Origin of the sequence: Nocardia sp. NPDC004568 (assembly GCF_040609955.1) — a bacterium.
GTDB lineage: Bacteria > Actinomycetota > Actinomycetes > Mycobacteriales > Mycobacteriaceae > Nocardia.
Genome location: NZ_JBEXLL010000007.1, coordinates 69216 through 90890 on the forward strand (window position 1 = coordinate 69216; position 21675 = coordinate 90890).

Consider the following 21675-nt stretch of genomic DNA (forward strand, 5'->3'; position numbering starts at 1 on the left):
GCCGTTAGACGAGCAGGCGCATCGGCGTCGGACCGCGTGGACAGAGCATCGGTGCTCGCCGCGAAGCGTCAGGGCGGCGGGGTGGGCGCCGCATACTTCGCGCGGAGTTCGGTTTTGAGCACCTTGCCGCTGGCATTGCGCGGGAGTTCGGCGACCACCGCGATCTGCCGGGGACATTTGTAGCCGGCCAGTCGCGTCCGGGCGAAGGCCTCGATCTCCGCGGCGGTGGGCGGGGCGGCGGGGTCGGCCGGTACGAGGACCGCCAGCGGTGTCTCACCCCAGGTGCTATCCGGCACCCCGATCAATGCGATATCGGCGACCGCGGGATGCCCGGCCAGCACGTTCTCCACCTCGGCGCAGTAGATGTTCTCGCCACCCGAGATGATCATGTCCTTCTTCCGGTCGACCACGTACAGGTAGCCGTCCTCGTCCTGGCGTACCAGATCACCGGAGTGGAACCAGCCGCCGGCGAAGGCCTCCGCCGTCGCCTCCGGTTTGTTCCAGTACTCCCGCATCACCGTCGGTCCGCGATAGACGATCTCACCGACCTCGCCCGGCGCGACATCGTTCATCTCGTCGTCGACGATCCGGGCCTCGACGTTGAGGATGGGGGTGCCGATCGAACCGATCTTGCGGAGGGCGTCCTCCCCACGCAGCGTGCAGGTGACCGGACTGCATTCGGTCTGCCCGAACGCGGTGGACACCGAGGCCTGCGGGAAGGTTTCGATCAGCGTGCGCAGCAGGGTCGTCGACGCCGGGGCGGCACCCCAGGAGATCTGCCGCAGCGCGGACAGGTCGTGGTCCGCGATCCCCGGGAGCGCGCAGATCGCCTGCCATTGCGCCGGGACGAAGAAACAGCTGGAGACCCGTTCACGCGCCAGCAGTTCGACCGAAGCCGCCGGATCGAAACCACCGGAGGGGGTGATCACGAAGGTGCCGCCGGGCAGCAGGCACGTCAGGTAGCTCGACAGACCCGCGATATGGAACAGCGGTGCCCCGTTCAGCGCGACCCGGTCGTCACCGGAAACGCCCTGGTGCAGGGCGACGCTGAAGGCGTGCAGCAGCAGGTTGTCGTGGGTCAGTACCGCGCCCTTGGGGCGGCCGGTGGTACCCGAGGTGTACATGATGTACGCCGGATCTCGCTCGTCCACGGCCGCTGCCGCGAACTCGGGGTCCGCGTCGCGCAGCGCCGTCTCGTAGTCCTCCCCCGCGTCGTCACCGCCGCCCCCGATCACCAGACAGGACCGCAACTTCGGCGCCTCCCGGCGGGCCTCGGTCAGTACGGTGGCGAACCGCGCGTCCACCACGGCCACCTCGGCACCGGAATCCGCCAGCAGGTAGGCGATCTCCCCGGCCACCAGCCGGAAATTGATGGGCACCCCGATCGCTCCGAGCCGGTTCGGTGCGAGAAATGCTTCCACGATCTCCATCGAGTTGAGGCCGAGCACGGCGACCCGATCCCCCGGGCCGACACCGCGGGCCCGCAAGGCATCGGCCAGCCGGGAGACGCGCTCGTCCAGTTCCCGGTAGCTTCGGGAGCCGCCGGCGAACCGCAGAGCCGAAGTGTCCGAGATCTTGCGGGCATGCCGCGCCAGCTGCTCACCGGCGGTCATTCCTCGGGATATCGGGTGTGAACTACTGGCCATGGCGGGCTCCACATTCCGGGTCGATCGAAGCGAAGCGTACGCCGGTCACGCCGCGCCCGTACCGCATTCGCCGGACCGGCCCGGACCGCCGTTCTCCTCGATCAGGCCGACGCAGGCCGGCCCACCGAATCCACCGCTGTCCGGCCGGTGACCAGCAGCAGTAACTCGGCGATCGGCGCGGACACCGGAGCGCCGGCGCCGGCCGACCACTCCGTGTCCGTGGCGATCAGACGCTGACCGGCCAGTACCTGCCGCGCGCGAAACGGCCGCCCCATCCGCCACACCCGCTCGACCGACCACCGCGCCGCGTCCACCGGCATCTCGCGCCGGATCCCGAGTGGGACCGCGATGTCCTGTCCGTGGACCAGCAGATCCATCAGCCGATCCAGGGCTGTGGTACCCACCGGCGTGTGACGCAGTTCGGCCACGGCACGCAGTTCGGCGACGAGGGCCTCGGATGATCGGTTGTTCGCGGCGCGGACAGCGGTCGCGAAACTCATCCGGTCCAGGTTCCCCCGGGCCCGGAGCAGTTCCCACAGTATTTCGCCGACTCCGGCACGTGAGGTGAGCAGGATATGGGCCACCACCTCGCGGATCCGCCACCCGTCACACCACGATTGCCGATCCCACTGCTGTTCGGTCAACCCGTCCAGCAGATCCGCCAGACTCCTGCGTTCCGCGGCAACGGCCGCCCAGACCTGTTCGTCGGAAACGATCTCGGTGCTCACTGTCCTACCTCCTGTGCTCGATCGCCTCCGATACCGTAGGAACTCCACCCGGGTGGAGGTTCCAGTAGAAGTGACTCAGATCACAGCACCGCGCGGCGCGGTGACCATCGGAGAAGCGTCGCGGCGCACCGGCGTCCCCGTCCGGACCATCCGGTTCTACTGCGACGAGGGACTGCTGCCGGCCCACCGCACCGGCGGCGGCCACCGGGTCTTCACCGGGGACGCTCTCACCCGGCTGACGTCGATCCGGCGGTTGCGCGCTGTCGGACTGGGCCTGGCCGCGATCGCCGCCGTACTCACCGACGAGGACGCCACGCGCGGCGCCGTGGCCGCCGAGCGGGTCGCGGTGGAGGCCGAACTCCAGGCGCTGGCGTGGCGGCACGCGGCGCTGCTCGCGCTCGAACAGACCGGCGACGAGGACCGTACGCAGGTGCTCGCACGGCTTGCCGGGGTGGCCGAACGGGGTGCGGCCCGCGATGTACTCGTCGGATTCTGGCGCCGCGTCCTGGTCGCGATGCCACCCGGTCTCTTCGACGAGTTCGTGGCGATGGACATACCGGTGGCGCCGACGGCGCCCAGCCCCGGTCATGTCCTGGCGGTCGCCGAGCTGGCCGAGCTGGCACGGACCCCGGAGCTGGGGCGGGAGATATCGCGTCAGCTGTGGCTGTCCGACCGCGAGTCGATCCGCGACGAGCGGGCACTTGTCGCGGAGTTGGCCCCCGCGCACACGGGCGCCGCGCAGCGTGTACTGGCCGGCTCGGACCCCGGCCCCGGGCCGGAGCTGGACCTGTTCGTCGCCGCCCACGCCGCGGCCCGGGGCCGCCGGGACACTCCCTCCTTCCGCCGCCGCTTGGCGGCCGAGGCCACCGGCCACTACACGGTCAGCCGGTACTGGGCGCTGACCGCCGCCGCGCTCGGCACCCCGCACACCACCGGCGCCACGCAGGATTGGCTGCACACCGCGCTCCACCGCTCACTCGAGCCGCGCGACGGATGACCGGAACGGCCCGTGGCCGGGACCTCACGATTCGACGCTTCGGCACGGGCCGACAGCACCGCGCCGCACGAATCCGGTGGTTCGCGCGGCGCGGTACAGGACGGAGCGGACAGGCGTCAGTTGCCCGGACGCGGAACATCGCCGCGCCAGCTCCCGGTCTCCTGGGGCCGGGATTCGATGAATTCCTTGAAACGTTCCAGATCACCCTTGACCCGGCGATCCAGTACGCCCAGCTTGTCGGCGGCGCTCTCGGCGAAACCCTCCGGATCGATATCCATCTGAGTGATCACCCGGGTGGTCGAATCATCGATCCGGTGGAATGTCACGACACCGGCGTGCTCGGGACCGCTGTCCGAACGCCAGGCGACCCGCTCCTCCGGATGCTGCTCGGTGATGGTCGCATCGAATTCGCGATCGGCGGGGCCGATCTTGATCTTCCAATGCGTATGCGTGTCGTCGATCTGGTCGACCCGTTCCACGCCCTCCATGAAGTTCGGGAACGACTCGAACTGCGTCCACTGGTTGTACACGGTGCGAATCGGCACCTTGACCTCGGTCGACGCGGTAACAGTGCTCATGGGACAACAACCTCCCTCGGGTCCGGTGACCGCCGCGGCCGCGCTTCGGCCGCACCGGCCGGCCGGACAGTCGGCTTCGGTACATCGAGCGGCTACCCGGGCCCCGGCGGCACAAACACCGCCACCGGAGCTCGATTCGGCGGATTGGCCGGGCGGATTCGGGGAAACCGGATTTCGACAGGTACACAAACTCTTTCGAGGAGGTGGACCGTGAGCACCGTCGCCACGACACACAGGAACCACCGGCCGGCCGCCGTTACCACCGTTCGGTCCGGGCGTCCGGGGTCCGCGCGCTCACTACTGATCGCCTGGATGGCTCTCATGGCGTTCGTCAGCCTGGCACTGGCCCTGCTCTGACCGACCCGGCACCTGCGGGCCGGATCAGTAGGCGCCGTCGCCCCTGGCCACGGCCCGCAGGGTGCGGGCGATGATGCGCAGGTCCAGCAGCATGGACCAGTTCTCCACATAGGAGATGTCCAGCTCCACCGATTCCTCGGGGGACAGATCCGAACGGCCGCTGACCTGCCACAGTCCGGTGATCCCGGGCCGCACCAGCAACCGGCGCCGCATTACGCCGTCGTAGGAGTGGACCTCGCGGCGAACCTGCGGCCGCGGCCCTACCACGCTCATATCGCGGAACAGCACATTGAAGAACTGCGGCAGTTCGTCGAGGCTGTACCGGCGCAGGAACCGGCCCACCGGGGTCACCCGCGGATCGTCCTTCAGTTTGAAGAACAGCGGGTTGCCGCCGTGGGCACTGATCAGGGACGGGGCTTCCCGGTCGGCCCGCACGTACATACTGCGGAACTTGATCATCCGGAAGGGCTTTCCATCCATCCCGATCCGCTCCGACAGATAGAACACCGGCCCGGCACTGGTGAATTTGACGGCGGCGGCCAGCACCAGCAGTAACGGCGCGATGGCGGTGAGGACCAGGGCGGAGAAGCACAAATCGAACACCGCTTTGCCGAACGAGAGCGCCCGATCGTATTGGGGCCGTTCGATATGCAGCATCGGGATACCGGCCAGCACCTGGCTCGACATCCGGGTACCGGAGATGTCCACGATGCCGGGGGCGACGATGAGTTCGGTGCCGAACGCGTCGAGGTCCCACGCCAGCCGGCGGATATCGCGCGGGCCGAGCCGGTCGGTGGCCATGACGACGACGGTATCGGCGCCGCTGCGGCGTACCGCGCTGCGCACCGAGCGGTCGTTGCCGACAATGGGAATATCGCGCTGCCCGACGCGCAATGCGGCGGGTTCGTCGAGTGCGTCACCGGTGGGAGTGCAGACCCCGACGACGTGATAGCCGTGCAACTCCTGTGCGGACAGCGCGGCGGCGACCGCACGAGCGGCTTCCGGGCTGCCGACGACCAGGACCGAGCGGCGATAGCGACCGAGCGCTCGGCGCCGCGCCGCGTGTGCGCGCCACAGCGCCCGGGTCGACATCAGGCCCAGCAGACCGAGCGGGAGCGTTATCACCAGGTGGGCGTGCGCGATATCGACGCGCAGGATCAGCGAGACGATCGCGATCGTGCCGAACAGCTGAAGGGTGGCCGAGAGCAGTCGGCGGTATTCGTCGGCGCCGGCACCCACAGTATGGGGGGAACGCGAGCCGTTCCAGCCCAGGAGAATCGACCATCCGGCGGCGATGCCGAGCGTGAGGGCGGTGGTGCGCGGCTCGAATTCCCAGCCCAGGGAGTACCCGGGCGCGATGCTGAACAGTTGCCCACACAGGGCCGCGACAGTGACAACTGCGATATCCGTCCGGGCGAGCCGGCGGATATATCCGGCGCGCCAGGAGTCCCGGTCACCGGGATTCGGCAGGTGCAAATCGACAGCGCCACCGGCCACACGGAGATCCAGAACCATGAAACGTACCCGCTTGCACTTCGAACGACCGTGCCTCGGCTGCCGTGCGCGACAGCAGACCACACGCTTTTTCCAGGAATACCGGCATTCATGACAAGAAGGCCGGGCCATTCTTGTTGCAGAAGTATTGCCCCCATCGACACCGGGCACAAGTGCCGGAATCGAAATCCCCACCGAAGACAGTTCCACGCCGGCGCCGAATACCGGGAGAGGGCCTATTTCGGTTCTCCACCATCGCTATTCGGTCACCAATCGTTACATGGTTTGCCTAATATTTGCTACAGGTCACTTCAGCGCGAAAGTCCGCCCGGACCGTGTCGCAGATGTGCCGGATTGGTGCTATTTTTTCGTCGATCGGCAGAGAGAAGATGCTTCTCGGGGCTGCGGGGCGCCGCCGATGTAGTTGACCGTTCGAGTGGAGCCCGAGTGCATTGTCGTTTGTGTGAGTCGTCCCGGCTGGCCAGTGTCGTCGACCTGGGTGCGACACCTCCTTGCGAGAGTTTCCTCTCCGAGGATCAGCTAAACCTGCCGGAAGCCACCTATCCGCTGCATCTCCGGGTGTGCGCGGAGTGTCTCCTACTGCAGATTCCCGCGCTCGTCACGCCCGAGGAGACGTTCACCGAATACGCCTATTTCTCCTCGTACTCCGAGTCCTGGTTGCGGCACGCGCGCGAGTTCACCAGCGCGGCAGTGGACCGGCTGGGCCTGGGCCCGGACTCGTTCGTGGTGGAGGTCGCGAGCAACGACGGCTACCTGCTGCGCAATATCGTGGCGGCAGGAATCCCCTGCCTGGGCATCGAGCCCTCGGCGAACGTCGGCGCGGCCGCGCGGACGGCCGGAGTGCCGACGCTGACCGAGTTCCTGACCGAGGACTCGGCCCGGCGGGTGCGCGCCGAATACGGTGCCGCGCACCTGGTGGTCGCGAACAACGTGTACGCCCACATCCCGGACCTGCGCGGTTTCACCCGCGCGCTGCGCACGCTGGTCGCCGAGGACGGCTGGATCTCGATCGAGGTGCACCACGCGCTGAACCTCGTGCGGCACGGTCAGTTCGACACCATCTATCACGAGCACTTCCAGTACTACACTCTCGCCTCCGCGCAGCGGGCGCTGGCAACGGCCGGGCTGGCGGTCGCGGATGTGGAAACACTGCCGACCCACGGCGGATCGCTGCGTATCTGGGCGCGTCCCGAGGCCGTCGCCGAACCGTCGCCGCGGGTGGCGGAACTGCTGGCGATCGAAGCGGATACCGGTCTGCACTCGCTCGACGGCTACCGATCCCTGCGCGATCAGGCCGAACAGGTACGGCAGGATCTACTGCGCTTCCTGCTCGACCAGAAGGCGGCCGGACGACGGGTGGTCGGTTACGGCGCGCCCGGTAAGGGCAACACCCTGCTCAACTACTGCGGTATCCGCCCCGACCTCCTCGAGTACACGGTGGACCGCAATCCCTACAAGCACGGCCGGTACACCCCGGGCACCCGCGTACCGATCCATCCCCCGGAGCGGATCGATGCCGACCGGCCCGATTTCGTGCTGGTGCTGCCGTGGAATCTGGAAACCGAGCTCACGGCGCAACTGCGTCATATCGAGGAATGGGGTGGGCAACTGGTGTTCCCGCTGCCCACCGTGCGGGTGGTCGCGCCGAGTCCGGTGGAGGTCGTCGCGCGATGAAGGTCGTGTTGTTCTGCGGCGGGTACGGAATGCGGATGCGCAGCGGAGAGAACGACAGCCCGCCCAAACCGATGCAGATGGTGGGACCACGTCCGCTGATCTGGCATGTCATGCGCTACTACGCGCATTTCGGGCATACCGAATTCATTCTCTGCCTGGGCTACGGCGCCCACCACATCAAGAACTTCTTCCTGACGTATCAGGAGACGATGTCCAATGATTTCGTCATCCGCGACGGCCGGGTCGAATTGCTGCACTCCGATATCGCCGACTGGACGATCACGTTCGTCGATACCGGCCTGGAATCGGCCATCGGGGAAAGGTTGCGCCGGGTGCGTCCCTATCTCGAGGGCGACGAGATGTTCTTGGCCAACTACTCCGATGTGCTCACCGACGCGCCGCTGGACCGGATGATCGACCGGTTCACCGCGTCCGGCGCCGCCGCATCGATGATGATCGTGCCGCCGCAGTCGTCGTTCCACTGCGTGGATGTGCTGCCCAGTGGCGAGGTCAAGCAGATCACCGCGGTCGGCAAGCTCCCGATCTGGGAGAACGGCGGCTATTTCGTCCTCACCCAGGAGATATTCGATCATCTGCCGGAGGGCGGGGATCTGGTGGAGGACAGCTGCGGGGCGCTGGCCGCGCTCGGCCGGCTCTACGGTTACCGGCACGACGGCTTCTGGAAACCGGCCGATACGTTCAAGGAACGCGCCGAGCTCGACGCCGGATATCACCGCGGCGACCGCCCGTGGATGGTCTGGGAGCGGGCCGCTTCGTGATCACTCTCGCTCCCGCGCGACTCACCGAGGTCGCGGTGCTCGGCGCGCACTGCGACGATATCGCCATCGGGATGGGCGCCACCCTGCTGACCCTGACCCGCGGGAATCCGGGACTCCGCGTGCGTGCGCTCGTCCTGTCGGGCGGCGGCACCGCCCGCGCCGCGGAGGAGAGCACCGCACTCGAGCGTTTCTGCGCGGACGCCGATCTGGACCTGACGGTGCTGGACGTGCCGGACGGGCGGGCTCCGGCGCACTGGGATCGGGTCAAGAACGCGATCGCCGACTTCCGGCGCGACACCGACCCTGAGCTCGTCTTCGCCCCACAACGCGGCGACGCCCATCAGGACCACCGCCTCCTGGCCGAACTGGTGACCACGGAGTTCCGTGATCACCTGGTGCTCGGCTACGAAATCCTCAAATGGGAGACCGATACACCCCGGCCGGCCGTCCTGCATCCGGTGGCGCCGGAGATCGCCGCGGAGAAGGCCCGGCTGCTGGCCGAATGCTATCCCTCCCAAGCGGACCGCGACTGGTTCGACGAGGCGGCCTTCCTCGGTCTGGCGCGAATCCGTGGTGTGCAGTGCCACCGGGAGTACGCGGAGGGATTCGAATTGACCAAAGCTGTCCTCGATCTGGGAGGTGTGTAGGAGTGCGTGTTCTCGTCACCGGTCATCAGGGTTATCTCGGCACCGTCATGGTTCCGGTGCTGCGGGCCCGCGGGCACGAGGTGATCGGACTGGACGCCGGCTGGTTCGCCGACTGCGTTCTCGGCCCCTCACCGCAGGACCCACCGCAGCTGGCCGTGGACCTGCGGGACGTGACGATCGAGCAGCTCACCGGCTTCGACGCCGTCGTGCATCTGGCGGCGCTGTCCAACGACCCGCTGGGCTCCCTGGTCCCCGAGATCACCCACGACATCAACCATCACGCGTCGGTGCGGCTGGCCCGGCTGGCCAAGGAGGCCGGGGTGCGCCGCTTCCTGTACGCCTCCACGTGCTCGGTTTACGGAGCGGCCGGCGACGGACTGGTCGACGAGAGCGCACCGCTGCGCCCGCTGACCCCCTACGCCGAGAGCAAGGTGCGGGTGGAAGACGATCTGGTGGCGATGGCGGACGACCGTTTCGCACCGGTGTTCCTGCGCAATGCGACGGCGTTCGGCTTCTCGCCGCGGCTGCGCGCCGATATCGTGCTCAACAATCTGGTCGGCCATGCCGTCCTCGACGGCGTGGTCAAAGTCCTCTCGGACGGCACACCGTGGCGGCCGCTGGTGCACGCCGCCGATATCGCCGAAGCGTTCGCGGTCTGCCTGGAGGCGCCGGTCGCGGCGATCCACGCCCGGGCCTACAACATCGGCACCGAGACCAACAACCGCACGGTCGCCGAGATCGCGCAGGCGGTCGCGGATGTGGTGCCCGGCTCGAAGGTGATGATCACCGGCGAATCGGGCGCCGATCCACGGTCCTACCGGGTCGATTTCGGCGCGGCGCGCCGGGAACTGGGGTTCGAGGCGCGCTGGACCATCCCCGAGGGAGCCGCGCAGCTCTACACCGAGTACACCGCCGGTGGACTGACCGCTGCCGATTTCTCGGGCCGGTTCGTGCGCCTGGCGCGGTTGCGGCAGCTGGGTGAAACGGGTGCGGTGGACGCGACGCTGCGGCGGGTCAGGACCGGTGTGTGAGGTGTGTTGTCAGCAGTTCCCGCCAGCTGCCCGCGGCCCGGTCGCGGGCGGAGACCATGGTGACCTCCTGCGGCCAGCTCAATGCGAGCTCGGGATCGTCGTAGGCGACGGCGAGATCCTCGGCCGGATCGTGCGGGCGGTCGATGCGGTAACACACATCGGCGGTGTCGGTGAGCGCCTGGAACCCGTGCAGGAACCCCGCCGGCACATAGAGATGCCGGAACTCCGTGTCGTCGAGCAGGAATGCCTGGCTGCGCCCGAAGGTCGGCGAATCGGGCCGGATATCGACGAGGATGTCGTGCACCGCGCCGTGCGCGCAGCGCACCAGTTTCGCCTCGCCGCGTCCGCCGCGTCCGTGCATACCACGCACCACACCGCGCGCCGACCGCGACTGCGAATCCTGCACGAACGACGCGGACGCGCCGGAACCGAGATGGGCGTCGAAGATCTCGGCGTCGAAGGTGCGGGTGAACAGGCCGCGGGCATCGCGGAAGGGGTCGGGCACCAGGATCAGTACACCGGCGAGGGCCGTCTGTTCGATTCGCACCGGGTGATGGTGTCATGAGCGGACTCGGCACGACGCGCGGCGGCCGCACGGCCCTGCTCGATCCGCGCCCGGCCGACCCACCGGGTTGCCGGGCCTGCCGCGGCGCGGCGCTGGTGACGGTGCTGGATCTCGGGGCGATGCCGGCGGCGGACCACTTCCCGCCCGCCGACACCGCGCCGCGGCCCGACGAGGCCGCCCACCCACTGGCGATGGTGATCTGCCGCGACTGCGGGCTGGCGCAACTGGCACAGGACGACACGGTCACCGCCGAACCGCGCGGCGTGGAACCGCGCGCGCTGCGCGAACAGGCCGCCGACGCGGTGCGGCGGGTCGCCGCCGCCGACCTGCTGCGGGGCCGGACCGTGCGCGAATTCGCCAGCCCGCACGGGGGCAGCTGGCTGGGGTTGCTGGCCGAGCGGGGTTTCGCCGTCTCCGGCGGGCCCGCCGATGTGGTGCTGGATTCGTTCGGTCTCATGCACGACCGCGATCAGGCGGCGGCCGTCGCGGAACGGGCGGCGGCCACCGCCGCCGGGGGTGTGCTGCTGCTGCAGTACCACCCGCTGCACACGATCGTGACCCAGGGTCAGTGGAACGCGCTGCGGCACGGCCACTTCGCGTACTACTCCCTGGCCGTCCTGCGCGAGCTGCTGCGCGGCGCCGGGATGTCGGTGGTGGACGCCTGGGACTTCGACCTGTACGGGGGCACGGTGCTGCTGGCGGCAGTGCACGGCGCCGCCGCACCCGGCGACGCGGTGCGGCGCATCCTGACCAGAGAGGACGAGGCGGCCGATCCGGTCGTCCTGGGCGGGCTGCAACGGTCGGCCGACCGGCACGCCGGGAGTCTGCGGGCGACGCTGGAGACCGCGGCGGCGCGCGGTGAGCGCGTATACGCCTACGGAGCGGCCTCACGCGCGGTGGCGTTGTTCTGCCGCGCGCGCCTGAGCCGCGACCTGCTGGCGGGAGTCGCCGACGCGTCGCCGGCCAAACAGGGCCGGCGGATGCCGGGTACCGACGTGCCGATCATCGCCCCGGCCGAACTGGTCGCCGCCCGGCCGGACCGCGTGCTGCTGACGGTGCCGGACCTGCTCACCGAGGTGTCCGAACGGTTCCCGGAACTGGCCGGACGCTGGTTCGTGGACGAGCCGGCCGATCCGTTGCGGGAGCGGCCCATCCGGTAGGACCCACCGCTCGCGGGCGTGCGGACCACTGCTCCTTCGCACCCCGGATCCACTCCGCTTCCACACCTCGGTGATCGGCTCGCGCCGCCGCACCGACAGCACACCGTCTCCTCGGATACGCCGGGACCTGCCCGGCGTATCCCCTCCCATTCCATCGAAAGGATCACCAGTGGTCAGCGTGTCGATCTGTGTCCCGGCCTACGAGGCCGCGCGGACACTCGAACAGACGCTGCGTTCGATTCTGAGTCAGGACGTCGACTTCGAACTGGTGGTGCTCGACAACGCGAGCACCGACGCCACCGGCGAGATCGCCGCGTCCTTCCACGATCCGCGGATCCGGGTGGAACGCAATGCCACGACGCTGGCCATCGGCGACAACTGGAATCGCGCGATCGCGCTGTCGACCGGTGATCTGGTGAAAGTGGTGTGTGCCGACGATATCCTGCTGCCGGGTTCGCTCGCCGCGCAGCTCGAGGTGATGGCCGATCCGGCGTTCGCCCTCAGCTCCAGCCGTTTCCAGGTGATCGACGAACAGGGCGAGCTGGTGGAAACCGGGCTCGGCCTGCCGGGACTGGACGGCGTCCGCACCTCCCGCGCCCTGGCCCGCACCATCGTGCGCCGCGGTCCCGCCGATTTCGGTCCCACCGCGGCCGCGATGTTCCGGCGCGAGCATTTCGACCGGGTCGGCGGCCTGCGCGGGGACCTGGTGTTCCCGATGGATGTCGACCTGTTCGCGCGGATCGGGCAGTTCGGGTTGTTCTTCGGTCTGCCCCAGGTGGCGGCGGCCTGGCGGGCGTCGTCGTTCAATCTCTGCGCGCGGACCTCGACGGTGAGCAAACTCAGCGAGACGCTGCGCTTTCACCACCGCCTGGCCCGGGACTGCCCGCTGCTGCTCTCGCCCCTGGACGTGACCATCGGCGATCTGCGGCTGGCGCGGACGGCGCTGGAGCGGCTCGGGGTACGGGTGGGACAGTTCGCCCGGGCCCGGATCGGGTCGCGCCGATGACCGCCACGACCGCGCCGCCGCGGGTCCACATGACCGGCTCGGAGTGGTTCGGGGCCGCGGCGGGCGGGCTGAACCGCTATTTCACCGATCTCTTCGGAGCACTCGCCGGCCGGAGCGAGGTCGAGGTCTCGGCCTCCGCGTTCGGCGACCCGCCGCCGGGCGGGCTGTCCTGGGGACCGGTCGGGGGCTCCACCTGGCGTCGCGCGCGCACCGCGTTCCGGGACTCGGGGGCTCTCGCCTCCGGCCGGGCGACCGTGCTGGACCGGCATTTCGCGCTGTACGGACCGCCCGACGCCCGCACCCGGCGTCTGGTCGTGCACTTCCACGGGCCGTGGGCGGCGGAGAGCCGGGCGGCCGGCGGCAACGCGCTGGCCGCCGGAGCGAAATACGCGCTGGAACGGCTGCGCGCCCGGCCGGCCGACCGGTTCGTCGTCCTGTCCGAGCACTTCCGGGATCTGCTGGTGCACGACTATCGGGTACGACCGGACACGGTGGCCGTGATCGCGCCGGGTGTCGACCTGGACCGGTTCCGCCCCGCTCCCCTGCCCACCGGAGCGCCACTGGTCCTGTGCGTGCGGCGGCTGGAACACCGGATGGGTATCGATGTGCTGCTGCGCGCCTGGCCCGAGGTGCGGGCCGCGCATCCGGAGGCACGGCTGGTGCTGGTCGGCACCGGGACGGCCGAGGCATCGCTGCGGGAGCAGGCCCGCGGTCTGGGATCGAGCGTGACCTTCACCGGCCGCGTCGACGACGCCGAGCTCACCGGATGGTACGGGCGGGCCACGGTCACCGTGGTGCCGTCGGTGGCGCTGGAGGGTTTCGGACTCATCGCACTGGAATCGCTGGCAGCGGGCCGCGCCCCGGTCGTCACGGCATGCGGCGGCCTGCCCGATTCCGTCCGGGGCCTGGACCCGTCGCTGATCGTCGCCCCGGGCGACGCGGGCGCACTGGCCGCCCGGCTGGCCGCCGCGCTCGACGGCGCGGTCCCCGCTCCGGACCGCTGCCGGGCGCATGCCGAGACCTTCTCGTGGTCGGCGGCCGCCGACCGGCATATCGCCCTCTACCGGGAGCTCACCGGATGATCCGCGCTGTGTTCCTCTCCCATACCGCCGCACCCTCCGGCGCCGAGCTCGCGACTTTGCGGCTGCTGACCGCGTTGCGCGCGGGCGGCGCGGTGGACGCGTCGATGCTGGTCACCACTCCCGGCCCGCTGGTCGACCGGTTCCGCGCTCATCGGATACCGGTCACGGTGTGCGGCAACGCTTTCGACGGCCGCGCGCTGACCGTCGACGGCTCCGGGCCGCTGCGGTTGCTCACCGGGGCGGCCGGCCTGGTGCGGCTGGGTGCCCGGCTCGGGGCGATCGTCCGGGCCGAGGGCGCGGAGGTGGTGGTCGCGCAGAGCACCAAGGCCCTGCTGATGGGCGCGGTGGCCGCCCGGCGCGCCGGGGTACCGCTGGTCTGGCAGGTCCACGACCGGATCAGCGGCGAATATTTCGGCCGGACGCTGGCGTTGGCGCTGCGGGTGCTGGGGTGGACCGTCGCCCGCGGCATCGTCGCCAACAGCCGGTCCACGCTGCGCACCCTCTACACCCGGGGCCGGGTCGCGGTGGTCGCCCATCCCGGCGTCGAACCGCTACCGGCCCCGCACCGGGCGGCCCAGCGCGACCCCGGCGCGGTCCGGATCGCCATGGTCGGGCGCCTCACCCCGTGGAAGGGGCACGAGGTTCTGCTGCGCGCACTCACTCTGCTGCGCCACCGGCCCGCCGTCGTCCAACTGGTGGGCGGCACCTTCTTCGGCGAACAGGACTACCGCGCGCGACTGGAGCACACGGCCACCACCCTGGGCCTGCCCGTCGAATTCACCGGGCACGTCGACGATCCGGGGCCCTGTTTCGCTCGGGCCGATATCGCGGTGCACTGTTCGGTACTCGCCGAACCCTTCGGACAGGTGGTGGTGGAGGCCATGGCCGCCGGATGTGCGGTCGTGGCGGCCGACGCGGGCGGTCCGGCCGAGATCCTGCGACCCGAGATCGACGGCCTGCTGACTCCGCCCGGCGACCCCGCCGCACTCGCGGCCGCGCTGGACCGGCTCATCGCCGACCCGGCACTGCGCACCCGCCTGGGCGCGGCGGCGCGCGCACGCAGCGCCGATTTCGGGATCGCGACCACCGCTCGCGTGATCACCGGGCTGCTGGAACAGGTCACCGGCCGGCGGGCGGTGCGCGCGTGATGACTCCCACCGACCCGCAGACGATCCCGATCCGCATCGTCCACCGCCACTATCCGGTGTCGGTGGACGGCCTGCGGGTGCCCGACTACGACCTGCCCACCGAGATAATCCCGGCCTTCGCCGACTGGCCGACCGAGAAACTCCCGCTGATCACGACGGTCCCGCCGGCCGAGACGGGGCCGCGGACGAGAGCGGCGCGTTTGCGCGAATCGGCGACGATCCTGCGCGATATCGCCTATGTCAGCTTCGGCAAGTACGGCCAGTATCTGGTGACGGTGGCGACCCTGCCGCTGATCGCCCGGCTGCTCGGCGCCTCCGGGATGGGATTGCTGGCCATCGGGATGTCGGCGTACTTCCTCGGCTCGCTGATCGTGGACCTGGGTATCACCTCGTATCTGGCCGCGCGCGTGCAGGAGTCGGGCACCGACCGGAGCGTGGTGAACCACACCCGCGGCACCTATCTGGCGATCCGCGGCGGCATCCTCGGCGTCCTCGCCGTGGCGCTGGTGGCGGCGGTATCCGCGGGCGCGCCGGACTACCTGGGCATGGTGCTGCTGGGATTGTTCGTCGGCGGTTTCTGGTCGATGTCGGAGGACTGGGTGCTCATCGGCCAGGGTCGTTTCGGCGCCTCCACGCTGTACCAGTCCATCGCGCGGGTGGGATATCTCGTCGCGCTGCTGACCCTGCTGCCCCGGTTCCCGACCGCCGCCATGGCGATGCTGTGCCTGCTCGCCTCCTCGGTGATCAGTCTCGCGCTCACCTGGTGGGACACCTGGCGTACATTCGGGCCGCCCCGCCGCCCGCACGGGGCGTGGAAACTGATCCGCGCGGCACTGCCGGTGGTGACGGGACGGCTGCTGACCACCAGCTACGGGCAAGGGGCGGCCGCCGTGTACGGCGCGGTACTGAACGCGGCCTCGCTCGGGCTGTACTCCGCCGCCGACCGATTAGTACGGGCAGTGCAGTCGCTGCTGGACCCGATCGGCTTCGCGTTACTGCCGCGGATGGCCAAACGTAGTGGTGAGGAAAGGTTCTGGCCGGACGCGCTGCGCGCGCTCGGCGTGTGCGTGGCGGCGGCGTGCGTGGCGACCACGGCACTGTGGGTGGCGGCGCCGTTCATCATCGGGCTGGTGTTCGGCGACGAGTTCGGCGGCGCGGCCGGCGTACTGCGCCTGGAGGCGCTGATCCTGCCGGCCACCACCGTGACGTCGTTCGTCACCACCGCGGTCCTGCCGGTCCGGCAGGACACCGTCGGGGTGCTGATCGGTTCCGCCACCGGCACCGTCGTGGCGGGGTGCGCACTGCTGCTCACCCTGCGCACCCATTCGGTGTGGACGCTGGCGGCCGGGATCGTGGCCGCGGAGTTCGCGGTGGCGATCTGGTATCTCGCGCGGATGCGCGCACTGATCGTGCGGGAACGCACCGCGGGCGCTGCGCTGCCCGCCGGTGCGCAGAGGAGAGGGACGCGATGAGGATTCTGTTCATCGGCGACGACTGGCTGGGCAGCAACGCCCGCTCGCTCGCGGAGGGGTTCCGCCGGCTCGGCCACGAGGTGATCGTGGTCGACTCCACACCGGTGACGCTGCCGCCCCGGCTGGCGCCGTCGTGGCTGTACGCGAAAACCGGTGAGCGCCGGGCGCCGTGGACGGTGGACCGGGTGCACACCCGGCTGGAGCGGGCCGCCGCCGAACTGCATCCGGACCTGGTGTTCGGATTCAAATCGGTGTATCTGGACCAGGCCCGGCTGCTGGAGATCCCGGCCGCACACCACGTGCACTACAGCCCCGACGATGTCTCCAATCCGGCCAACACCACCGCGGACTATCTCGCGCACGAGACCGGATGGGACATGGTGGTCACCACCAAACGCCACAATCTGCCCGAACTCGCCGACCGCGGTGTCTCCCGGACCCTGTTCGTGCGCAGCGCCTACGATCCGGCCTGGCATCACCCCGCCGCCCGGCGCGGAACCCGTCAGTTCCTGGTCGGTTTCATCGGCGCCTGCCGCCCGGACCGGCGGCCCGGCATGGTGTCGCTGGCCCGCACCTACGGATCCCAGCTGCTGGTGCGCGGGCCGGGGTGGCGGCGGGTACGCCAGTTGCAGACCACCCGCGCCGAGGTCGCCGGACCGGTGTACGGGGAGGATTTCGCGATCGCGGTGGCGTCGGTGACGGCGAACCTGGTGTTGCTCAACTCCGCCAACCGCGACACCCACACCTGCCGGACCTTCGAGGTACCGGCCTCGGGTGGGTTGTTCGTCGGCGAACGCACCGACGAGCACGCCGAACTGCTCGACGACGGCACCGAGGCCTTCCTGTTCTCCAGCCGCGACGAACTCGACGAGATCCTGGAACGCTGCGCGCTGTACCCCGAGCAGGCCGCCAAGACCGCCGAGGCCGGGTACCGCCGGATCGTCGAAGGCGGTCACACCTATACGGATCGGGCGAAGGAGATCCTGCGTGCGCTGGACTGAACCGCCGACCGCGCGTGGGTGCCGACGGTGATCCCGGACCTGATCACCTCGAACGGGCCGCTGCTGGCCGTCGTCGCGGCGCTGGCGGCCATGGTGTGCGCCGCCCTGCTCACCCACGGTGTGCTGCGGGTGCTGCTGATCGCGCAGGCCGTGTACTGGGCGATGTCCTATGTCGCACGCCCGGTGGTGCTGCTGACCGTGCGCCCCGATCCGCATTTCGGTGACAATGTCGCCGATCCACGGCTGGCCGAGATCGGGTACGACGTGGGGATCGAGGCCGCGTTGCGTCCGGTGGCGTTCGGTCTCACCGTCTACGCGCTGATCGTGCTGGTCTTCGCCGTCTGGACCCGGACCCGGCCCAGGCCGGCGCACGCGCCGCTGGCCGGCGATCCCGACCTGATCGCCACCCTGTGGGTCCTCTACGTCCTGGGCACGTTCGCCCGCCTGCTCAGCGTGGCCACCGGCGCCGCCGGGCAGGCCGGCGACGTGCAGAGCGCCTCGCCGGTGCTGAGCCTGCTCACCATGCCCGCCATTCTGGGCGCGATCGGCTTGATCGTCTTCGCCCGCCCACCGGGGCAGTCCGGCACCATCGCTGTACTGGGCGTACTGATGGCCGGGGAACTGTGGTGGACCACGGCCACCGAATCGAAGACGCCGATCCTGGGTGCCGCGCTGGCGGTCGCGGTGCGTTTCGCGCTCACCGGCTGGACCCGGGGCAAGGTACTCGGCATCGGCGCGGTCTCGGTGACCGGTATCGCCGGCTTCGACTGGCTGCAGTCGCTGAAGACCTCACCGTATCTGCGCGCCGAAGCGGCCGCCGTGGACGGCGCCTACCCCGAAGGGGTGCGCCCGTTCCTGAGTCTGCTGCGCCGGTTCGACCTGCTCGAGGCCGCCACCGACGCCTATTACATCGGACCGAACTCGTGGTCGAGCCCGGGTGAGGTGGTGGGGCACCTGGCCCGCAGTATGGTGCCGGCGCAACTACTGGCCGAGGAGAAACTGCACGCCGGAACCGCCTGGGCGAGCGAGGTACGCGGCGCCTCGGTGGATATGAGCCAGGTGTCGGTCTCGCTGGCGGAGGGCAATATCAGCGAAGGCTATGTGATCGGCGGTCTGCCGGGGGTCGTCGTGGGCGTGGCGTTCACCGCGGTCGTCCTGGTGGGCTGGGCACGGTCGCTGTACGCGCGGCATCCGGTGCCGGTGCTGTTCGGTATCGCGCTGATCGAGGTGCCGGTCGTCTTCGAACGCGGCATGCTCGGCAGCGCCGAAACTCTCGGAAAATATCTGCAGGTCGTGGTACTGGCCTGGCTCGTCCGGCTGGCCGTGGGCCAGTGGCGGCGCATGCACGCGCCGCCCGGGCCGCCCGGTGCGACCGATGGACAACCACCGGCCGGACCCGTCGCGGTACCGGTCGGCGCAAGCGTGGGAAGTGAAGGAACACGATGATGGAACTGCCCGACTACCTGCGCCTGCTGCGCCGCTACTGGGCGGTGCTGCTGGCGGGTGTGGCGCTGGGCGTGGGACTGGCGGCGTATCAGGTCCAATCGACGCCGACCACCTATACGGCCACCAGCACTCTGTACGTCTCGATGGCCACCGGTACCTCGGTGGCCGATTCCTATCAGGGCGGGCTGGCCGCCCAGCAGCGGGTGCGCTCCTATCTCGAGCTCGTCACCAGCGACCGTGTGGTGGACCGGGTCATCGGCCAGCTCGGGCTGAACCTGGACCGTGACGAACTCCGCGCCGCGATCGCCGCCGACACCCCGCCGGCGACCTCGCTGCTGCGGGTCTCGGTGACCGACGAGGATCCCGAGACCAGCCGGGTGCTCACCGACCAGGTGGTCGCCCAGTTCCGCGCGCTGGTCGACGAATTGGAGACCATCGAGGTCACCGCCGCCCCCGCCGCGCGGGTCGCGGTCGTGGACGCGGCGCAGGCGCCCGCCGAGGCGAGCGGTCCGGGCGGCTCCCGGCTGTACGCGGTCGGCGCGCTCGCCGGCCTGCTGCTCGGCGCGGTGCTGGCCTTCCTGCTCGATCGGCTGAACACACGGATCCGCGACAGCGCGGAACTCGCGGCACTGGGACAGCCGGTGCTGGGCACGGTCGCACCGGGCACCGAGCGGGAGCCGGCCGAGCTGCGGGCGCTACGGGCCCGCCTGCCCGAGGCGAAGCCGCTGATCTTCACGGCACCGGACGCGAATCCGGAACCCGCCGTCGTCCTCGGCGCGGCCTCGGTACTCGGCGCCACCGGCGCACAGGTCCTGGTGATCGACGCGAACACGACCGGCCACGGCATCTCGACCCTGCTGCCCGAATCCGCGCTCCAGTCGCCCGCGACGACCGGCGACTGGCCGGTCCGGGACGGGACGCAGGCCCGTGAGCTGGTAACCGCCGCGTCCGGCCGCACCTCCGCGGCGATCCGCGGGGAGATCTTCGACCCGCCGACGGTCAAACTCGATCTGCGGGGCAAGCCGGCCGCCGCGCTCGACGAGCCGCCGACGCCCGCGCCGGCGGTCCCCACCGAGACCGGTGCGCGGGCGGCGGACGGACTGGCCGCCGTCCTGCGGGCGGACGTCCGTCTCGACGAGGCCTTCGTGGCCTGGCCGCAGCGATCGGTGGTCGTGCTGGCCCTGGGCAGCCCCGACGAACGCACGCCGGATCTGCTGGCCTCCGCGCGCTTCGACACGCTGCTCGGCGAGGTCGCGAAACGCTTCGACCGCGTGATCGTCGACGTCGCCGCCGCCGACGCCCCCGCCGTCGCGCCCAAGGCCGCGGGCACCGTCGCGGTGGTGCGGCTCGGAAGCGGCCGGCGCGACCGGATCGAGTCGGCACTCACCGCGCTGATCGCGGCCGGTGCCACGGTCTCCGGGGTGGTCGCGGTGGCGCGCCGCCGGACCTGGTGGCGGCGCTCGTGAGTGAACATCGAGCGCGCCACGACGACGGCAAACGCCGGATCCAGCGGCGCGATCTGCTCGCGGCGAGCCTGGGCGCCGCCGGGATCGGCGCCGTCACGATCCCGTTGGCCGCGTCCGGGCCGCCCGCGCCCCTCGTGCTGGCGACCGGCACCGCCTCGCCGACCGTGCGCGATATCCGGGCGTTCGGCGCGGTCGGCGACGGGGAAGCCGACGATACCGAGGCGCTGGCCGCCGCGTGCCGCACCGACGGCACCCCGCCGGTGGTGTACCTGCCCGCCGGCGAGTACCGGATCACCGCGTGGCCCGACCTGCCCGACCACTCCGTCGTGTACGGCGACGGCGCCGATGTGACCACGGTGTTCTGCGACCAGGACACCGTACTCGTCGATCTGGAGGGCAAGCAGCGGGTCCGGTTCGCGCGCATGGGGTTCTACCTGTCCGGGCCCGAAGCCACCGCGGTCCGGCTCACCGAATGCTTCCGCTGCAGTTTCGATACCGTCCTCATCCGCGGCAACCATCTCGCCGACAATTATCCCCGCTATGCCGCGCAGACGGGCGTGGTGCTGGAGGCGAACACCGGCGGCACCTCGCTCATCGACTGCGATATCAACAATTTCGGTGTCGGACTGGCCACCTCGTGTATCCAGAACTACGTCACGTCCTCGAAGTTCTCCGGTAACCGCATCGGGGTGCTCGGCACCGGCAACGACCACAACGCCGGACTGTCGCTCACCAATGTCGAATTCGTCTCCGACAACGACCCGGCGACCACCGACCGCCATCTGTTCGTCGACGGCGCCGCCAACAACTGGTGGCTCACCAATGTGTGGTTCGAGGGCGCCGATATCGCGGTGCAGGTCGGCGCCGCGGACAAGGGCGGGCCGTCCCAGTTCGGCATGGTGAACTGCAAGGTCGCGGCGCGCTCGTGCGATATCGACCTGATCTACTGCCGGCAACCGTATCTGGCGAATATCGCCTTCGACGCCGACCCCGGCGGCAGCCCGGTCGAATTACGGATCGCCGAGGCCGGCTGCCCGGAGGGGATCGCGGTGAACCTGATCTCCGGCGCGGGCACCGAGATCGCCCCGCGGGTGTTCCCCAGCAACTGGCAGGTCCTGGGCCGCGGCCAGACCCACCGTCCGACGTTCACCGGGCCGGTCACCGCCCGCGCCGAGGGCGCGGAGGAGATCCTGCGTGCCGTCGCCCCCGACGGTGCCGGCCTGGCCTCGGTGCTGGCCAGCGGAGCGTGGTTGTCCGACCACGCCGACGCCGGTGTCGTCCTGCGGGACCCCGAGGGCGGGTACTGGCGCCTCGTGGTCGCCCCCGACGGCGCCCTGCGCACCGCGCCGCTGGGCCGCGACCGCCCGGTTCGCTGAG

20 protein-coding genes are annotated in these 21675 nt (G+C 70.2%); 15 read left to right on the forward strand and 5 right to left on the reverse strand.

Annotated features, from left to right (window positions below):
• Positions 1-68: 68 nt before the first annotated feature.
• Together ABZV91_RS05845 and ABZV91_RS05850 are read right to left on the reverse strand one after the other, a co-directional pair.
• Positions 69-1646: a long-chain-fatty-acid--CoA ligase gene (locus ABZV91_RS05845; protein ID WP_355236004.1), complete on the reverse strand. Its 1578-nt coding sequence runs from the start codon at positions 1644-1646 to the stop codon at positions 69-71.
• A 101-nt stretch (positions 1647-1747) separates the two neighbouring features.
• Positions 1748-2374: a maleylpyruvate isomerase family mycothiol-dependent enzyme gene (locus tag ABZV91_RS05850; protein WP_355236007.1), complete on the reverse strand. Its 627-nt coding sequence runs from the start codon at positions 2372-2374 to the stop codon at positions 1748-1750.
• A 70-nt stretch (positions 2375-2444) separates the two neighbouring features.
• Between ABZV91_RS05850 and ABZV91_RS05855 the strand changes: the two genes are divergently transcribed.
• Complete coding sequence (locus ABZV91_RS05855; RefSeq protein WP_355236009.1) at positions 2445-3371, forward strand: MerR family transcriptional regulator; 927 nt, start codon at positions 2445-2447, stop codon at positions 3369-3371.
• Between the two features lie 116 nt (positions 3372-3487).
• On the opposite strand, the gene ABZV91_RS05860 is transcribed toward ABZV91_RS05855, so the two are convergent.
• Positions 3488-3949, reverse strand: a complete 462-nt coding sequence (locus ABZV91_RS05860) for an SRPBCC family protein (protein WP_355236012.1) — start codon at positions 3947-3949, stop codon at positions 3488-3490.
• A 210-nt stretch (positions 3950-4159) separates the two neighbouring features.
• Here ABZV91_RS05860 and ABZV91_RS05865 point away from each other — a divergent pair, with 210 nt between their 5' ends.
• The gene (locus tag ABZV91_RS05865; RefSeq protein ID WP_355236015.1) at positions 4160-4306 is read left to right on the forward strand and encodes a hypothetical protein; all 147 of its coding nucleotides are present in this window, start codon (positions 4160-4162) and stop codon (positions 4304-4306) included.
• Between the two features lie 24 nt (positions 4307-4330).
• On the opposite strand, the gene ABZV91_RS05870 is transcribed toward ABZV91_RS05865, so the two are convergent.
• Positions 4331-5821, reverse strand: coding sequence for a sugar transferase (locus ABZV91_RS05870; RefSeq protein ID WP_355236018.1), 1491 nt, complete (start codon positions 5819-5821; stop codon positions 4331-4333).
• Positions 5822-6247: 426 nt separating this feature from the next.
• Between ABZV91_RS05870 and ABZV91_RS05875 the strand changes: the two genes are divergently transcribed.
• The 4 genes from ABZV91_RS05875 to ABZV91_RS05890 are packed head-to-tail and all read left to right on the forward strand — an operon-like array spanning position 6248 to position 9952.
• The gene (locus ABZV91_RS05875; RefSeq protein ID WP_355236021.1) at positions 6248-7495 is read left to right on the forward strand and encodes a class I SAM-dependent methyltransferase; all 1248 of its coding nucleotides are present in this window, start codon (positions 6248-6250) and stop codon (positions 7493-7495) included.
• A complete protein-coding gene (locus tag ABZV91_RS05880) occupies positions 7492-8274 on the forward strand; it encodes a glucose-1-phosphate cytidylyltransferase (protein WP_355236024.1) in 783 nt (260 codons plus the stop codon). The genes ABZV91_RS05875 and ABZV91_RS05880 overlap by 4 nt, the downstream gene beginning before the upstream one ends.
• The gene (locus ABZV91_RS05885) at positions 8271-8921 is read left to right on the forward strand and encodes a PIG-L family deacetylase (protein ID WP_355236027.1); all 651 of its coding nucleotides are present in this window, start codon (positions 8271-8273) and stop codon (positions 8919-8921) included. Before ABZV91_RS05880 ends, ABZV91_RS05885 begins: the two co-directional genes overlap by 4 nt.
• 2 nt (positions 8922-8923) lie before the next feature.
• Positions 8924-9952 (forward strand): SDR family oxidoreductase, encoded by a 1029-nt coding sequence (locus ABZV91_RS05890; protein WP_355236030.1) that lies wholly within the window; start codon positions 8924-8926, stop codon positions 9950-9952.
• Here ABZV91_RS05890 and rfbC read toward each other — a convergent pair.
• Positions 9936-10499 (reverse strand): dTDP-4-dehydrorhamnose 3,5-epimerase, encoded by a 564-nt coding sequence (gene rfbC, locus ABZV91_RS05895; protein WP_355236033.1) that lies wholly within the window; start codon positions 10497-10499, stop codon positions 9936-9938. The two genes, ABZV91_RS05890 and rfbC, sit on opposite strands and share 17 nt — an antisense overlap.
• 14 nt (positions 10500-10513) lie before the next feature.
• Between rfbC and ABZV91_RS05900 the strand changes: the two genes are divergently transcribed.
• The 9 genes from ABZV91_RS05900 (at position 10514) to ABZV91_RS05940 (ending at position 21674) form a co-directional block, all read left to right on the forward strand.
• The gene (locus ABZV91_RS05900) at positions 10514-11677 is read left to right on the forward strand and encodes a methyltransferase domain-containing protein (RefSeq protein ID WP_355236036.1); all 1164 of its coding nucleotides are present in this window, start codon (positions 10514-10516) and stop codon (positions 11675-11677) included.
• 169 nt (positions 11678-11846) lie between these two features.
• On the forward strand, positions 11847-12683 hold the full coding sequence (locus ABZV91_RS05905) for a glycosyltransferase (RefSeq protein WP_355236039.1): 837 nt from the start codon (positions 11847-11849) through the stop codon (positions 12681-12683).
• A 29-nt stretch (positions 12684-12712) separates the two neighbouring features.
• Positions 12713-13765: a glycosyltransferase family 4 protein gene (locus ABZV91_RS05910; protein WP_355236206.1), complete on the forward strand. Its 1053-nt coding sequence runs from the start codon at positions 12713-12715 to the stop codon at positions 13763-13765.
• A complete protein-coding gene (locus ABZV91_RS05915) occupies positions 13762-14913 on the forward strand; it encodes a glycosyltransferase family 4 protein (RefSeq protein ID WP_355236042.1) in 1152 nt (383 codons plus the stop codon). The genes ABZV91_RS05910 and ABZV91_RS05915 overlap by 4 nt, the downstream gene beginning before the upstream one ends.
• The gene (locus ABZV91_RS05920) at positions 14913-16385 is read left to right on the forward strand and encodes a lipopolysaccharide biosynthesis protein (protein WP_355236045.1); all 1473 of its coding nucleotides are present in this window, start codon (positions 14913-14915) and stop codon (positions 16383-16385) included. Before ABZV91_RS05915 ends, ABZV91_RS05920 begins: the two co-directional genes overlap by 1 nt.
• A complete protein-coding gene (locus ABZV91_RS05925) occupies positions 16382-17386 on the forward strand; it encodes a glycosyltransferase (protein ID WP_355236048.1) in 1005 nt (334 codons plus the stop codon). The genes ABZV91_RS05920 and ABZV91_RS05925 overlap by 4 nt, the downstream gene beginning before the upstream one ends.
• Positions 17387-17413: 27 nt before the next feature.
• The gene (locus ABZV91_RS05930) at positions 17414-18832 is read left to right on the forward strand and encodes a hypothetical protein (protein WP_355236051.1); all 1419 of its coding nucleotides are present in this window, start codon (positions 17414-17416) and stop codon (positions 18830-18832) included.
• On the forward strand, positions 18829-20298 hold the full coding sequence (locus ABZV91_RS05935) for a protein tyrosine kinase (RefSeq protein WP_355236054.1): 1470 nt from the start codon (positions 18829-18831) through the stop codon (positions 20296-20298). The genes ABZV91_RS05930 and ABZV91_RS05935 overlap by 4 nt, the downstream gene beginning before the upstream one ends.
• Positions 20295-21674: a glycosyl hydrolase family 28-related protein gene (locus ABZV91_RS05940; RefSeq protein WP_355236057.1), complete on the forward strand. Its 1380-nt coding sequence runs from the start codon at positions 20295-20297 to the stop codon at positions 21672-21674. The genes ABZV91_RS05935 and ABZV91_RS05940 overlap by 4 nt, the downstream gene beginning before the upstream one ends.
• Position 21675: the final 1 nt, after the last annotated feature.